Source organism: Photobacterium angustum (assembly GCF_002954615.1).
Taxonomy (GTDB): Bacteria; Pseudomonadota; Gammaproteobacteria; order Enterobacterales; family Vibrionaceae; genus Photobacterium; species Photobacterium angustum_A.
The window spans coordinates 156,196-172,282 of record NZ_MSCJ01000002.1; the positions used below are offsets into that span (position 1 = coordinate 156,196).

17 protein-coding genes are annotated in these 16,087 nt (G+C 42.9%); 3 read left to right on the plus strand and 14 right to left on the minus strand.

What is annotated here, in order from left to right; translation table 11 throughout:
• Positions 1 to 13 precede the first annotated feature (13 nt).
• On the plus strand, positions 14 to 1,429 hold the full coding sequence (gene sthA, locus BTO08_RS14400; protein ID WP_105061425.1) for a Si-specific NAD(P)(+) transhydrogenase: 1,416 nt from the start codon (positions 14 to 16) through the stop codon (positions 1,427 to 1,429).
• 64 nt (positions 1,430 to 1,493) lie between these two features.
• Here the strand turns inward: sthA and cysQ are convergent, their stop codons facing one another.
• From cysQ to gspC, 14 genes are all read right to left on the minus strand, one after another.
• On the minus strand, positions 1,494 to 2,327 hold the full coding sequence (gene cysQ, locus BTO08_RS14405; RefSeq protein WP_005372561.1) for a 3'(2'),5'-bisphosphate nucleotidase CysQ: 834 nt from the start codon (positions 2,325 to 2,327) through the stop codon (positions 1,494 to 1,496).
• 3 nt (positions 2,328 to 2,330) lie between these two features.
• Positions 2,331 to 2,888 carry an ADP compounds hydrolase NudE gene (nudE, locus tag BTO08_RS14410; RefSeq protein WP_105061426.1) on the minus strand — a complete coding sequence of 186 codons (558 nt, stop codon included), beginning with the start codon at positions 2,886 to 2,888 and terminating at the stop codon, positions 2,331 to 2,333.
• Between the two features lie 159 nt (positions 2,889 to 3,047).
• Positions 3,048 to 3,806, minus strand: a complete 759-nt coding sequence (locus tag BTO08_RS14415; RefSeq protein ID WP_105061427.1) for a type II secretion system protein N — start codon at positions 3,804 to 3,806, stop codon at positions 3,048 to 3,050.
• A 2-nt stretch (positions 3,807 to 3,808) separates the two neighbouring features.
• A complete protein-coding gene (locus BTO08_RS14420) occupies positions 3,809 to 4,291 on the minus strand; it encodes a type II secretion system protein M (RefSeq protein WP_105061428.1) in 483 nt (160 codons plus the stop codon).
• A complete protein-coding gene (gspL, locus tag BTO08_RS14425; RefSeq protein ID WP_242446271.1) occupies positions 4,291 to 5,580 on the minus strand; it encodes a type II secretion system protein GspL in 1,290 nt (429 codons plus the stop codon). Before gspL ends, BTO08_RS14420 begins: the two co-directional genes overlap by 1 nt.
• Positions 5,549 to 6,562 carry a type II secretion system minor pseudopilin GspK gene (gspK, locus tag BTO08_RS14430; protein WP_105061430.1) on the minus strand — a complete coding sequence of 338 codons (1,014 nt, stop codon included), beginning with the start codon at positions 6,560 to 6,562 and terminating at the stop codon, positions 5,549 to 5,551. Before gspK ends, gspL begins: the two co-directional genes overlap by 32 nt.
• Positions 6,559 to 7,209 (minus strand): type II secretion system minor pseudopilin GspJ, encoded by a 651-nt coding sequence (gene gspJ, locus BTO08_RS14435; RefSeq protein ID WP_105061431.1) that lies wholly within the window; start codon positions 7,207 to 7,209, stop codon positions 6,559 to 6,561. Before gspJ ends, gspK begins: the two co-directional genes overlap by 4 nt.
• On the minus strand, positions 7,196 to 7,555 hold the full coding sequence (gspI, locus tag BTO08_RS14440) for a type II secretion system minor pseudopilin GspI (protein WP_045150031.1): 360 nt from the start codon (positions 7,553 to 7,555) through the stop codon (positions 7,196 to 7,198). The genes gspJ and gspI overlap by 14 nt, the downstream gene beginning before the upstream one ends.
• Positions 7,545 to 8,132 (minus strand): type II secretion system minor pseudopilin GspH, encoded by a 588-nt coding sequence (gene gspH / locus BTO08_RS14445; RefSeq protein ID WP_005372552.1) that lies wholly within the window; start codon positions 8,130 to 8,132, stop codon positions 7,545 to 7,547. The genes gspI and gspH overlap by 11 nt, the downstream gene beginning before the upstream one ends.
• Positions 8,133 to 8,141: 9 nt before the next feature.
• Positions 8,142 to 8,585, minus strand: a complete 444-nt coding sequence (gspG, locus tag BTO08_RS14450; protein WP_105061432.1) for a type II secretion system major pseudopilin GspG — start codon at positions 8,583 to 8,585, stop codon at positions 8,142 to 8,144.
• 19 nt (positions 8,586 to 8,604) lie between these two features.
• Positions 8,605 to 9,831, minus strand: a complete 1,227-nt coding sequence (gene gspF, locus BTO08_RS14455) for a type II secretion system inner membrane protein GspF (RefSeq protein WP_105061433.1) — start codon at positions 9,829 to 9,831, stop codon at positions 8,605 to 8,607.
• Entirely contained in the window at positions 9,831 to 11,333 is a 1,503-nt protein-coding gene (gene gspE / locus BTO08_RS14460; protein ID WP_105061434.1) for a type II secretion system ATPase GspE, read from the minus strand. The genes gspF and gspE overlap by 1 nt, the downstream gene beginning before the upstream one ends.
• Positions 11,333 to 13,345 carry a type II secretion system secretin GspD gene (gspD, locus tag BTO08_RS14465; RefSeq protein ID WP_198038480.1) on the minus strand — a complete coding sequence of 671 codons (2,013 nt, stop codon included), beginning with the start codon at positions 13,343 to 13,345 and terminating at the stop codon, positions 11,333 to 11,335. The genes gspE and gspD overlap by 1 nt, the downstream gene beginning before the upstream one ends.
• Before the next feature lie 59 nt (positions 13,346 to 13,404).
• Complete coding sequence (gene gspC, locus BTO08_RS14470) at positions 13,405 to 14,292, minus strand: type II secretion system protein GspC (RefSeq protein WP_105061436.1); 888 nt, start codon at positions 14,290 to 14,292, stop codon at positions 13,405 to 13,407.
• A 281-nt stretch (positions 14,293 to 14,573) separates the two neighbouring features.
• Here gspC and hslR point away from each other — a divergent pair, with 281 nt between their 5' ends.
• Together hslR and hslO are read left to right on the plus strand one after the other, a co-directional pair.
• Positions 14,574 to 14,984 carry a ribosome-associated heat shock protein Hsp15 gene (gene hslR, locus BTO08_RS14475; protein WP_105061437.1) on the plus strand — a complete coding sequence of 137 codons (411 nt, stop codon included), beginning with the start codon at positions 14,574 to 14,576 and terminating at the stop codon, positions 14,982 to 14,984.
• A gap of 167 nt (positions 14,985 to 15,151) precedes the next feature.
• A complete protein-coding gene (hslO, locus tag BTO08_RS14480; protein ID WP_105061438.1) occupies positions 15,152 to 16,030 on the plus strand; it encodes an Hsp33 family molecular chaperone HslO in 879 nt (292 codons plus the stop codon).
• Positions 16,031 to 16,087 lie beyond the last annotated feature (57 nt).

Genomic DNA, 16,087 nt, shown 5'->3' on the forward strand with positions numbered 1-16,087 from the left:
TAGGAATAATGTGATGACGGATACGCAGTGCAGTAATAACAGTCATTTTGATGTGATTATTATTGGTAGTGGCCCTGGCGGTGAAGGTGCTGCTATGGGATTAACTAAAGCCGGTTTCAACGTTGCGATTATTGAGCGCGAAGACAGTGTTGGTGGGGGCTGTACGCACTGGGGAACGATTCCATCGAAGGCTCTGCGTCATGCTGTTAGTCGTATTATTGAATTTAATCAAAACCCACTTTATTGCAAAAACAACTCAACACTTCACAGTACCTTTAGCCAAATCCTCGGCCATGCTGAAGTCGTTGTTAATAAGCAAACACGGATGCGCCAAGGGTTTTATGACCGTAACCAATGCCAGATTATTCATGGTGAGGCACGCTTTATTGCCAGTCACGATGTTGAAGTAAAAAGCACTGACGGTAGCATTGAGCGCTACAGCGCTGATAAATTTATAATCGCGACAGGCTCTCGTCCTTATCATCCTGACGGCGTCGATTTTGATCACTCCCGCGTGTATGACAGTGATTCAATTTTACGTTTAGAACACGATCCTCGCCATATTATTATTTACGGCGCAGGCGTGATTGGTTGTGAATACGCATCTATTTTCCGTGGACTTGGCGTTAAAGTTGATTTAATTAATACCCGTCAACGTTTACTGGAATTTCTTGATAATGAAATTTCGGACTCACTGTCTTATCACCTATGGAACAATGGAGTGATGATACGTAATGATGAGATCTTTGAAGAAATTGAAGGAACTGATGACGGGGTGATCCTGCATTTACAATCTGGTAAAAAAATGCGTGCAGATTGTATTTTATATGCCAATGGCCGTACTGGTAATACCGATAAACTCGCGCTCGAACATGTTGGCTTAACTCCTGACTCTCGCGGACAACTCAACGTTAACCGCAGCTATCAAACCGAGGTCGATCATGTATATGCGGTGGGAGATGTGATTGGGTATCCAAGTCTTGCTAGTGCAGCCTATGACCAAGGTCGATTTGCAGCGCAAGCGATCAGTAAAGGAAAAGCTCAAGGGCAATTGATTGATCATATTCCAACCGGGATTTACACCATTCCTGAAATTAGCTCGGTGGGGAAAACAGAGCAGCAATTAACCGCTGAGAAAGTACCGTATGAAGTGGGGCGTTCCCAATTTAAGCATCTAGCACGCGCGCAAATTGCAGGCACAGAAGTGGGCAGTTTGAAAATTTTATTCCACCGAGAAACCAAAGAAATTTTAGGTATTCACTGTTTTGGTGAGCGTGCCGCAGAAATTATTCATATCGGACAGGCGATCATGGAGCAAAAAGGTGAAGGTAATACGATTGATTATTTCGTCAATACCACCTTTAACTACCCGACAATGGCAGAAGCTTATCGAGTGGCGGCTCTCAATGGTTTAAACCGTTTGTTCTAACCATTAGCTAAAACTCATAGAAATAAAAAACGGAGCCACATAGCTCCGTTTTTTATGCAACATATCAGTCAGCATTCATCATCCGATCGTCTGGCTCTAAAATATCAGCCCAAGGCAGACCTTCATCACCTAAAGTAATAAAGTTTGGATTCTCTAATGTATTACGCTCGTTATAAGACAGCGGCGTTAAATGCGTATTAAGAATCCGACCGCCCGCCTCTTCAACAATACACTGAGTGGCTGCGGTATCCCATTCACCTGTAGGCCCTAAGCGTAAGTAACAATCTACCGCGCCTTCTGCCACCAAACATGATTTTAATGCTGCAGAGCCTAAAGGTACGAGTTCATAGTTATAACTCGGATCTAAACGCGATGTGATTGAACTGATATCTTGGCGACGACTAATGGCCACAACAACCGATTTAGTATTCTCTTCATGATGATGAGTTGCAATTTTGACACTCTCACCTTCAGCGGTAATCTTATATGCACCTTTTCCTGCATAGGCATAATACGACACCCCAGATACGGGCGCATAAACCACTCCCATGATCGGGCGATTATCTTCGACTAACGCAATAATTGTCGCAAAATCACCGCTACCTGCGATAAATTCTTGCGTACCATCTAATGGATCAACTAACCAATAACGTTTCCATTGGCTACGCTCTGTTAATGGAACGCTAGCATCTTCTTCAGACAACACGGGAATATCAGGCGTTAGTTGTGTCAATCGCTCCATCACTAACTTATGAGCTGCAAGATCAGCACTTGTCACTGGCGTATTATCATCTTTGATCTGTTTCTCAAACTGACCACGTTGATAAATATCTAAAATCAATTGACCTGATGCTCGAGCGATCTCAACCACATCGGGCAGTAAATGCGAATAGGCCATTAGTTACTCCTCTCGTGCTAATTGCTTCAATGCTAAGAACAATGCGGTAATACTCCGCGCTTCGGCAAAATCAACATGTGTCAGAAGCTCTTCGGCTTGGGCTAATGGCCAACGAATAATATCTAACGGCTCAGGCTCATCACCTTCAAGTTTTTCAGGATACAGATCCTGTGCTAAAAACAATGTCATGCGACTGGAAAAATAAGACGGGGCTAATACAACTTCTTTTAATGGTTGTAGTTGATGGGCACCAAAACCAATTTCTTCTTTTAATTCACGATTAGCCGCTTCAATAGGTGTTTCCCCCTCATCAATTAAGCCTTTGGGAAAGCCTAATTCATAACGTTCGGTACCTGCTGAGTATTCGCGGATCAACAATAAGTCACCTTGTTCCGTCACAGGGACAATCAGCACCGCATGGCGTCCACTTGGCTTCATACGTTCATAGGTACGCTCAACACCATTAGAAAAACGTAAATCCAATGATTCAATTTTAAACAGTCGTGATTGAGCAACAACCTCTGCAGATAAGATTTGAGGTTTATCTTTACTTATCGCCATCTTAAAGCCCTATATCATGTTATCGCGAAGAAAAATTTTGTTATGCCTATGCTTCATTAAAAGCTAATCGCGCAGATAAATAAAGAGGCAGTCTACTTAGACTGCCTCTTACTATTCACTTTGTGATTAATAACCACTCAAATCGCAACGATTAGATAATTACAAACGCCCTGAGTAATTAATTTTATATTGCCCTTTTGAGTCAGGATCACCTAACCATTTTAATTGTTGAGACAATTGCTCTGGGAATGTTGCCCCCGGCTTAAACCATCCTGATAGGCTGTAACCATTATTTTTAGCTAAATTTGCTTTCCAATCACTGCTAACATCATCAGATGACTGTGAAGCTTTTGCTAAAATATTGCCTTCTTGACAACTTAAATCGGCAAAAACAGGGCCTGGATTAATATTCCCCATTGGCGTTGACGCATTACCTTGTGCCCAAGCCAACGTTGCATTCAAGGTTTTACAATAGGGCGCAGCATACACATAATCACGTACCGTAAGTTCAATATTTCCCGTTAATGTCAGCGGCACAGGTAACTTGGCATACTGCATAACATTCGCTGCTGGTACTGAGACTAAGAGTTTTTCAGCAAACGGTCCCGAGGTGCTATAACCAACAATACCACTACCTTGTAGTTGCATATCACTGTCACGGCCAAATCGGACATCAAACGCGAGTTTACCTGTAAATAGGCTTCCCAGTTTCATGTCCCATTGAATTTGACCTAAACTTTGATTTTGCCACACAACGGTTTTAGCAGAGCCTTGCCATAAGGTTCCTTGAATACCACTTAATGATAAACCCTGAACTTTTGGTGTTTGTTGCCATGCCCAATTAGCCGGTAAATGGACAATAGTGCTGGCAATAAATACCACCCCAAATGTTGCGCCGATAGCGAGTTTAAATTTCACCTTTAACCTCGTCCTAACTGTAATCGGTTTACTTCAACCATGCCGTTTTGATCTGTTTTCGAGATATCAATAAATTGCGTTTCAATCCCAAAGTTATCTTGCAGGTAAGAGAGCCAATTAAGTAATGCATTGAAGGGTACAGGCTTTACCCATACTTGAATCGCATCATTACGTGGTTGCATACGGATCAATTCAATCTTAAAACGTTCCGTCGTTTCATTTACCACTTGGTTAAGCCCTTTGTCACTGACATTTACCGTACCACCAGCACGCTTAAACGCCGTGATCTTATTTGCTTTACCTTCAACCCAAGACAATAGCTGACGTTCACTTTGAATACGTGTCTGCGCTAATTCAGTGCGTTGATTTAATGGTTGCCATAATCCCCAGTACAAGATAGCTAGCAATAAAGCACCGCCAGCACCCATAACAAGATACTGCTCTCGCTGGCTTAATGCTTTCCACCATGCTTTAATTTCTGCCATTATGCTTTTCTCCTTAGCACGACGGCACCACTGACTAAGCCATCTTCTTTGCTTAATTGACCTTGCTCAACGGTAAAGTCTTTCGTCAACACACTGCGTAATTTCTCAAAATCTTGGAAGTCAGAAGCCGTTGCTTGTAAACGCAGTTCGCCCCGATTTTGATCGTATTTTAGATTAACAATTTTCACGCTCGGTGCTTTTGATAATGCCGGCTTTAACTCGCTTAACCACATTAAAATACCGTTATCCGCACCCTGTCCACCTAAGCTTTTCAATGCTGCATTCATTTGATTTTTCAAATAACTCTGTGACGGAATACGTTTAAACTGAGGTAAAACCTGACGGAAGATCCGCTCGCTTTCAGCACGGTACGCTTTAGCTTGATGCTCTAGCTGTTGTAACTCCATCACGTGTTCTCCGACTACAGCTACAAGTACTAAACTTGCGGCAATCGCGACTTTACGCCATGGTTTTAAATGCTTACGCCAAGCAGCTTGTGGTTTATAAGTCCCTGATAGTAAATTGACTTTACTTCCCGCAGCCCCTAACGCTAACAGTTGCATCACGAGCTCCGGTGCATGTGCTTGCCAACGCCCACTGACACCTTGAGGTGCTGATGTATAGTGGTGTATGACAACTTGGCTTGGATTCGATTCAACATCAGCCACCGCAGATTCAATGGCGGCTTGCTCTGTCTCTTCGTCGTCGTCCTCGTCACTTGTAGCTAACACAATTGGCGCTTTTTGGGCGCTGATCCATGCATCTAACCAACTCGTTTCTGCACAAATACCCATAAACTCTGATTGACGGATCAACCATTGCCCTTCAATTTCAGCTGCACTATAACCATCATCAAACAACGGCAAACACAAACAGTCTGGAATAACTTTTTTTAGCTCTAAACCACATTCTTTAAATGCAGATAACCATTGCAGCATCTTTTGATGCTCAATAAGCGCTACCGTTGCAATATCATCTTCCCGATGAAGCAACTGAACATGTAAACTTTCAACATCCTGCGCCAATTCTTCTTCTAAGAGATAAGGTAAAACAGCGGTCAATTGGCGGCTACTGCCGGTAGGAATAGTAACTTGTGTTAATAGCATCTCACTGGTAGGCACTAAACCATATACTGGCCGAGTACCCGCATATTCCACTAGCTGATCTAATTGCGTGATATCAGCTAACTGACCTGATGCAATCACTTCGTTCTGCTGTGGCGACCAGACAAGCCATTGCACCGGCACCTCAGGCCGACTACTCAGTCTTATCGTCAGAAATTCGCTCACGGATTCCTCCATACTGGCGACGTACTACCGTCACCTTGTTATTATCATCTCGTTTAAATAGCGTTACCGCTCGTAATCTGGCGTTATCTATTTGTATTTCAGCATCTAATGAAAAATAGTTACTGCTGACCGTTAAGTACTTTTTCTGTTGTTCTTGTTTATCAGCTTGATCGCCTTGTGGTAGCTCTTTCATGAAATCATCAACGCTATCCCACCCTTTACGACGGGCGTCGCGATCTTTAATAATTTTTTTTGCAGCATCCAATGAAAGCTCTGGCGAAAATAAAGCTGACAGTAATACAGCCTGTCTTTGAGTAATCGTATTTACATTGAGTTTAAAATCATCGGTTGGCAATGCACACACCAAACCTTTTACTTTCTCATAAATATCAGCCGTCACCCCGTTAATCGCACGTAATTCACTGCGATCCGCTAACCAACCATTAGGGGGTAAGTAAGGCGGTTGAAATGCTTCATAAGTGCTATCTTCACCGCCGTAGCTTGATTGCACCGAGGTATTCTTATCAATAAATTCCCAGCTAGAATCTGCGATTTGCTCTGCAGAATAATCATCAACACCACTGTCGATCATGATGTTTTGAAAGTAAGTCACCAAAAATGGCTGCTTACTGCCATCGGCGATGGGTTTTACAGCACCAAGCGCATTAATGTTAAAGCAAGCTTGCTTATCAAACATGCTACCGGTGACTACCGCACCATCAATCGGATAAGTTTGATCTTCTATCGCCCATGGCTGAGTTAAATCGATAATCTTGCTGTCTTTAAACGTTAAAGACAGCCCTTTTTCAGCTAACGCTTCAACCCCTAAACTGTACCAATACGCCTGCTGATGCTGAATTTGATTCTCAACACGATGAAAGTTATGTTGTAAACGTCCCGTCATTTGCACGGCGATCAAGCTCATTAACGCGACCAGCAAGAGCACCACAATTAACGCAACCCCGCGCTGTTTTTTCATCATTGTGGTTGCTCCGAATCAGCAGAAGCAGATAATGCAGATTTAGGTACGAGATAAATACGCTCAATTTCACCAAAATCTTTCAGTGTCATCGTCACTTTAATACCTTCTGGTAACTTATCTGCGGTATCCCATTTATCTTGCCATTTTTTATCGGTGAAAAAGGAAAACTGCAATTTAGTCACACCGTCTAATAACACCTTAACCAGTGGCTTTTCACCAATAACATTATCTGGGTAGCGAAACCAAACACGCTCTAATTGATCGTCAACCACACGATAGCCAACGCGGGTAACATCACCGCGTGGAAACATGGCTTGGGGATTTTGCCAGCCTGTTCGCACGAACATGATCCCATCGCTACTCGAATCCAAAAGGTACTCACCAGCTTGTAATACTTTATCATTGGGCTCTTCGCCATTAAGCCTACTTTTACGGGCTACAATTTGACGAAAGTCGTTATCCATCATAATCGTGGCACGCTGTATTTCTTTTAATCTTTGGTTATGATCTTTTGATTGCGCATCACTACGCATCACGTTATTCATGACTTGATAAGCGGACAAGCTCAGCATGGCAAAGACAGCTATCGCAACAAGTACTTCCAGTAACGTAAAACCGCGCTGGCGGGAATGATTAATTGACGACATAAGTCTTTACCGTTATTACTGAATGTTCACGCTGTGGATCGCTTGCTACCGAAATTTCAATTTGGCGTAATAATTTCTGCTGCGTTTTAATACTTTTTACCGTCCAATACCACTCACGATCGGCTAATGTTGATTTACCTGTCTTACTTGAGGTTGGATACTGACCGCTTAAATGTAATTGTGCGAGTTCATTATCAGCCACCATCGCAGCAAAGGTTTTTTCTTCTAAATAGCCCAGCGTATTTAAGTGTTGGCTGACCGCTTTCATAATACTCAGCGCAGCAACAGCAAAAATAGCTAATGCAACTAACACTTCTAATAAGGTAAAACCTTGTTTACTTCTCACGTTTTGTTGCCTGTTCTAAGGTTTCACCTGGCTTAAGCAAGACTAAATTACCCACCTCATCGGCGCTGACTCGCCAAAATTGATTTTCGCCGTCAACCTCAAAACTTAAAGTAAACGGCGTGTATTCACCGCTCGCCATAACCACAATTTGAGGTTTGATCTTTTTCTTTTCTTCGTCTGACTTTGTAAATAAGTCTTCATCTTTAAACAGTGAATCTGATTTAAAAAGTCGGTCTTTGTCTTTCCATGCTCCGCCAATTTCAACCTGAGTTGTAATCGCGTTATCTAACTTCACATCAGTATAAAATTTGGCACCTTCTAGTGGTTGCCAGCCATCTTGGGTTAATTGCAAAAAGTTATATTGGTGTGGCTCAACACGAATGCCGTAGTCCACACCATTGAGCATTGCATCCTCACCCAATAGTTGGGCGAGGTGATGAAAACGTACTGCTTGCTCTTTTACCTCATCTCGTTTGTTATCCGGTAAAGTTGAGATCACCGCAACTGCGCTGGTTGCGAGTAACACCAGCACCAACATCATTTCAATGAGAGTAAAACCTGCACTACGTTTCATCATAAATACTTATTACTTCTTGTTGTAATCCAACATGTTCCAGTTGCCGATATCGGTATTCACACCATCACCACCTTCTTGACCATCTGCGCCCAAGCTAAAGATATCAATCGCGCCATGCTCACCTGGTGCCACATAATGGTACTCATAACCCCAAGGATCTTTAGGTAGACGCTTAATGTAACCACCATCACGGTAATTACGCGGCTCAGGAGAAGATGACGGCTTAGTCATCAATGCCTCTAAACCTTGATCGGTTGTTGGATATACGCTGTTATCTAACTTGTACATTTCTAAAGATTGTTCAAGCGCACTAATATCTGTCACAACTTTTTGTTGGTCAGCTTTTTCTTTGTTACCTAATAGATTGGGAACGACTAAACTCGCTAATACGCCCAAAATCACAATTACCACCATTACTTCTAATAGGGTAAAACCACGTTGTTTTTGTTGCATTAAAACCTCCGAAGAAAAACTACATCCCAACCATGTTGTTCAGTTCAATAATTGGCATTAAGGTTGCGATAACAATAAACATTACCACCCCAGCCATAGCGACAATTAATAATGGCTCAAAGACCCCTAGTGCCATATTAACAAGTGATTCAAAATCACGATCTTGGTTATCTGCTGCACGGGTTAGCATTTGCTCTAACTCGCCGCTTCGTTCACCACTCGCGATCATGTGTAGCATCATCGGTGGGAACAATTTTGTTTGCTCAAGGGATACTCGTAGACTTCCCCCTTCACGTACATTATCTGCGGCAGATAAAATTTTCTTATTCACATACGTATTGGTCATAACATCAGAAGCGACCTTCATCCCATCCAGTAATGGAATCGCACTGGATGTACAAATCGATAATGTTCGCGCAAAACGTGAGGTATTTAACCCTCGTGCTACTTTACCAATCACTGGTACATGTAAGATGCCGCGATCCCACTTCATCCGATACTTTGGCTGCTTGAGGGCTGTCTTGATCAAAGCAATGATTGATACAATCACCACAACGACCACTAATCCCCAATGCTGAACAAAATTACTTGCTGCCAATAACACTTCCGTAATGGTGGGTAATTGTTGTCCCATTTGTACAAATTGATCGACAATTTTAGGCACAACCGTTGCCAGCAAAAATGCCACCACAGACACAGCGACAAGCGTTAACATGATGGGATAAATCATCGCTTGCTGTAATTTACTGCGCATTTGTTGACGGTTTTCGGTGTAATCTGCCAAACGATTTAAAATCGTATCAAGGTGACCCGATTTTTCTCCCGCCGCCACCATCGCACGAAAGAGTTGATCAAAAATATGGGGATATTCCGCCATACTGTCAGCTAAGGTATATCCTTCTACTACCCGAGAACGCACCGCCAATAAAATGTTTTTTAGACGTGGCTTTTCGTTTTGCTCAGCGACCGCCTTGATACATTCTTCTAATGGCATTGAGGCTTGTACCAGTGTTGCTAACTGGCGGGTGATCAGAGCAAGTTCATTGGTACTGATCCCACGTTTAAAGCTGAACTGTTTACGTGTCGTGGTTTTACTGCGACTTTGACCTGAGGTTTGAATAACCTCTATCGGCACCATGCCTTTTTCACGTAATTGTTGGCGTACTTGACGGGCAGTATCCCCCTCAATTACCCCTTTTTTCTGTCGGCCTTTGGCATCTAAGGCTTTGTATTCAAATGCCGCCATTAGCTCTCCTTCGTCACACGCATCACTTCTTCAAGTGTGGTGACCCCTTGACGTACTTTCGCTAAACCATCATCGCGAATACTCGGCGTATATTGACGCACGTATTTTTCAATCGCTTGCTCCCCCGCCTCGCCATGGATCAACTCTTGTACCTGTTCATCCACCAGCAATAGCTCATGAATACCCGTACGACCACGATAACCTTTTTGGTTACAGTGCTCACAACCAGATGGGCGATATAATGTCAGTGGTTCAGATTCAGCTAAATTAAATAGCTTCTTCTGCTGGCTATCGGCTTCATAAGGCTGACGACAATCTTTACATAGCGTACGTACTAATCGCTGGGCTAACACCCCGAGCAATGATGATGACACTAAGAAGGGTTCAATACCCATATCACGTAAACGAGTGATCGCACCGACCGCAGTATTAGTGTGGAGGGTAGATAACACCATGTGACCTGTCAGTGATGCTTGAACAGCAATGGCTGCGGTTTCTAAATCACGGATCTCACCAATCATCACCACATCGGGATCTTGACGAAGAATGGCACGTAAACCACGCGCAAACGTCATATCAACTTTGCTGTTAACTTGAGTTTGTCCAATGCCATCAATATCAAATTCAATCGGATCTTCGACTGTTAAGATATTACGCTCAGCACTGTTTAGCTCTTGCAAACCCGCATACAAAGTCGTGGACTTACCTGAACCTGTCGGACCTGTGACCAAAATAATACCGTGTGGACGCTCGATGATTTTTCTAAACGCTTGGTGGTTTTCCGGCGTCATGCCTAAGCTATGCAAATCAAGGCGTGTCGCGTTTTTATCTAATAAACGCAGTACTACTCGCTCTCCATGAGAAGAAGGCATGGTTGATACACGTACATCAACAGCACGACCACCAATTCGCAGTGAAATACGACCATCTTGAGGAATACGTTTTTCTGCAATATCAAGCTTTGCCATAACCTTAATACGTGAAACAAGCAGCGGTGCCAATTTACGGCTTGGCTGTAAGACCTCACGTAACATGCCATCGATACGAAAACGGATCGACAGCACTTTTTCAAAGGTTTCGATATGAATATCAGATGCACCTTCTTTGATCGCTTCGGCCAACATGGCATTGATCAATTTGATAATAGGTGCATCATCTTCCGATTCCAGCAAATCTTCTGTTTCAGGCAAGTCTTCAGCAAGAGCAAAAAAGTCATCACTATCAGAACCCAAATCTTGCATTAACTGGCGCGCTTCTGATGAATCACGTTGGTATGCTTGTGTTAACTTTTGCTCAAACTCACTGTCACTTAATGCGATGGGCGTAAAACAGCAACCTAGCACTCGACGCACTTCAGCAAGTACTGCAGCAGACAGTTGTCCACTGAAATAGAGTTGCCATCCTTGCTCACCTGCCTCTACCACTACATGATGGCGTTTGGCAAAAGAGAAAGGTAATCGAAACGTTACCGTTGATTCTGTTTCTAAAAACCCATCAGCCATTAGCGTTGCTCCAACTGAGAAACAAAGGCACGCACTTCAGCAGGTAAATCCATATCTTCACCGTATTTTGGTAATACTGGCATATCTGCGTCCATCAAGCGCATACCTTGCTCTGCTTTGTATAACTGCTGCGCACGAATATAGTTGTACTTACGCTGAGTTAAACCGTCTGCACTCATTCCGTCACGTAGAATGGTTGGACGAATGAAAACCATTAAGTTGGTTTTTTCGGTTTGGTTATTGGTAGAGCGGAATAACGCACCGAGCACAGGAATATCACCTAAAATCGGTACTTTTTGCTCAGACTCAAGAGTCTTCTCTTGCATTAAGCCACCTAGCGCGATCATGTTACCGTCTTTAACCAATACCGATGTGGTTAGCTCTCGCTTATCAAAACGAATATCAACGGCACCATTAGCATCAGCCACTTGCGAGACAACCTGTTCAATCTTCATTTGAACCGAGTCCCCTTCGTTGATCTGTGGGGTGACTTTAAGTTGAATACCGACATCCTTACGCTCAACCGTAGTAAACGGGTTATCGTTATTAGAGCCTGTTTGTGAACCAGTAGTCACAGGGACTTCCTGACCGACCGATAAATTCGCTTCTTGGTTATCCAAGACTGTGATATTCGGTGTCGATAGTACATTCACATTTCGGTTTGCTTGAACGGCTGTTACTAACGCAGTCCAATCACCCAATGCAATTGCAGCAGCAGCCCCTTTCACACCACCAAGGAAAGCAGCCATTGGTGCTAAATCACCACTTTCTGTCGTTACAATTGGTGGTAATTCCGCACCAGTATCGGGATCGTAACGTTTTTGTGTTGTCGTTTTGTCTTTCGCTGCTTCTTGCGCAGATAACAAACCACCAATTGGTGCACCACTGTTACCAAACTGGATCACACCGCCGTCTTGTGAGCCCCACTGCACACCGAAATCGACGCCGTCACCTTCTTGTACTTCAACTATCATGGCTTCGATATGGACTTGTGCACGACGAATATCTAATTGAGAAATAATCGACTCAAGTTTATTCATCACATCACTTGGCGCAGAAATAATCAGAGAGTTAGTCGCGTCATGCGCAGAAATCATGACTTCATCTTTACTCGATTGACTCACTTGTGGCGTGTTACTCTTATTTGCCGCTTGGATATTTTCAGACACGCCTTTTAGCACATCAACCATATCAGCGGCTTTCGCGTATTTAAGGTAGATAACGCGACTATTACCGCTTGCTGCCATCTCTTTATCAAGCTTATGAATCAGAGCTTTTAAACGTTCACGAACTTTAGGATCGCCAGAAATTAATACCGAATTTGTTCGCTCATCGGCCACCGCTTTCGGGATCAAAAAACCTGGAGTTGATTTCGCATCAGCACTTTTATTTAACGCTTCAACGATACGAACCATTTCAGGTGCCGAAGCATTATTCAGCGATACTACGGTCACGTCTTTATTACCAGCACGATCGACACGCTCAATAATATCCGCTAAACGGTTAACCACCGCAGCACGACCAGTGATCATAATGATATTGGCAGGATCGTAGTGAACAACGTTACCTGCACCCGCATTATCATTAAGTTGGCGTAATAATGGGGAGAGCTCTCTCACTGACACGTTTTTAACTGCGATCACACGCGTAACCACAGCATCACCAGGAACATTACTGTCGTTCGAACCCACAACAGGGATAGCTGAGGTTTTGGCATCTTTATCACGAATAACTTTTAGTACGCCATCTTCCATTTCAACAACAGCAAAACCATAGACTTCCAATACGTTAAGGAAGAAACGGTAATACTGCTCATCATTAAGAAGATCATAACTACGCACATTTACCTGACCACGAACCGCAGGATCAATAATGATAGTCTTATGTAATGAACGTCCAACAATATTGATGAACTCTTGAATATCTGTCCCTTTGAAATTGGCACTTAGCTCATCAGCCATTGCCGAACTACAAAGCAAGCTACTTGCTAACCATAGGGCACTTTTACCCATTAATTTTTTCACAAAAAACTCCTGCGTTTTCGTCTTTTTTGTCACGCAATGCACTGCTATTATTGCAGTTCAATGTGAATATCATGAACTTGACCGCCGCGTTCAACCGTCAAAGTAAAATCAGTCGCTGAAGAAAGCTCAGCCCAGAGCTTTGCCATCACACTTGGATCGGTCAGGCTATTACCGTTAATCGCCACCGCTAAATCATTCGCTTTCAGACCAACTGAATCAAATAAAATTCTGTCTTTACCCGGATTCACTCGATATCCCTGTACTTCGCCATCCTTCTTCACCTGAGATAAGCGAATATAACTAAATAGAGACTGAGGTTGAGCTAAAATTTTCTTTTTGATCTCAGCTAATTTCGAGCTGTCGACATTTGGTTTAGTCGCTTTATTCGAGGTTGATTTTTGCGTAGCTGGCTGGGCTGATTTAGAGAATTTTAACCCCTCAAGCATCACGGTTTCATCACGACCACTATTGCTAATAATAACGCGATCGTTATACACCGCTTTTAATGTCACGCGGGTACCATCAACAACTTCGTTAACACCATAAGTATTTTGCTTACCGTTATTTGTGATCACGGCAAAGGCGGATTGGGGGTCACTGCTCGCGACAACCCCAACCAACTTTAAATTCAATCGCGTCTGTGGCGCGTCTTTTTTGACCGTAGCTTCAACGGCCTTTGGCTGCGCGTTATATTGCCCAAATAGATTCATGGACAATAAGTTACCTACATTAATATCAGAGCCTGATGTGGCCACTTTTACTGACTTCGCTTGCCAAGGTGCCACTGTTGTTGGTGGCGCTAATAACATCCACACCATACGGCCAGAAATCCACGCTAAAATAACCACTAGTAGCCACGTTAGTAGTCGAGTAAGTGTGCGCTGAGACATTGGGCGCTTTGTGGTCATCATGGGCAGCCATGTAGGTACTTGCATAGTGGAAATCCATTCAATGAATATCAGGAGGTATATTACTTTTCCCTATATAAAAGAGGGGTATTGTAACTAACTATTATGATCTCTTTTTAACACTTTGAATGCTATTTATTATTGTAAAAAAGAAGCAAATTACTCAAAAGACTACCGATAATTTGTAATAAATTCTTGGTTGATGATTGAAAACCCCGATTAACATCACCATTTATTAGAAATACATGGTAGCTGACGCTATTAAAACAATGTGATATTTTATCGCCCCTTTGAATAAAGGAACCGTTATGGGTCAAGCGACATCCGAACTAAAACAGGTTCGTCTTGATAAATGGTTATGGGCTGCACGTTTTTATAAAACTCGTTCTGTTGCTCGCGCTATGATTGATGGCGGAAAAGTGCAATATAACGGACAACGCTCAAAACCAAGTAAAATGGTTGAAGTTGGCGCTGAAGTAAAATTGCGCCAAGGTAACGATGAAAAAACCGTTACCATCGAAAAAATCTCTGATACCCGCCGTGGTGCACCGGAAGCACAATTGCTATATCAAGAAACAGCACAAAGTATTGAATTACGGGAACGTCATGCACAAATGCGCAAACTCAATGCTTTTGATAGTCCGAGTCCGATCAAACGACCTGATAAAAAGCAGCGTCGTGACATCATGAGATTCAAAAACATCAATACATCAGAATAAAAGGTTGCCAGCCTTAATCCATTCATCGTTGGTAATAGCAGAGTGCTTTATATCAAGTAAGCCAAATGCTGAGCCACATGAGTTCATTGGAATACTGGGTATAACGCATTTAAATGCACTACCAAATATGATGCAGGGTTGGCACCACAGCTGGAGAGAAAGAGAACATGACACAAGATTTTTTAAACCGTTACCTATTTGATGGCGTTTCAGTACGTGGTGAATTAGTACAGTTAGGTGATACGTACCAACAAATCATCTCAAGCACTGACTACCCAGCACCAATCAAAACACTACTTGGTGAATTGCTAGTCGCAACCAGTCTATTAACAGCCACGCTAAAATTTGAAGGCTCAATCACGGTACAAGTACAAGGTGATGGTCCTGTTAGCCTAGCTGTGATTAATGGCGATCAAAACCAAAAGCTACGTGGTGTGGCTCGTTGGGAAGGTGATATTAAAGACGATAGCACTATCCATGACCTAATGGGCAAAGGCTACATGGTGATCACTATCCTTCCAACCAAAGGTGAGCGTTACCAAGGTGTTGTTGGCCTTGAAGGTGAAACCATGGCGGAATGTTTAGAGGCTTACTTTAAAAACTCTGAACAGCTAAAAACACGTATCTGGTTACGTACCGGTGAGTTTGAAGGCCAACCTAAAGCTGCAGGCATGCTATTACAAGTAATGCCAGATGGTCAGGGCAGTGAAAGTGATTTTGAGCACTTAGAAACAATTACTGATACGGTAAAAGATGACGAGCTATTTAGCTTAGACGCACAAGATCTACTTTACCGTTTATACCACCAAGAAGAAGTCAAAGTATTCGAGCCACAAGCTGTCAGCTTTGAATGTAGCTGCTCACGCGATCGTAGTGGTTCAGCGGTTATTAGCCTTCACCCTGATGAGATTGAAAAAATCTTAGCGGAAGATGGAAAAGTATCACTGCATTGTGATTACTGTGGTACTGACTATGACTTCGATAGCATTGATATTGCAGCACTTCGCGAAAATGCAGGTAATGCTGACGATAACAAGGTTCATTAATTTTTGCTTCGTATTAAGCTTGAAATATAATTACAAAGCCGGCATATATGCCGGCTT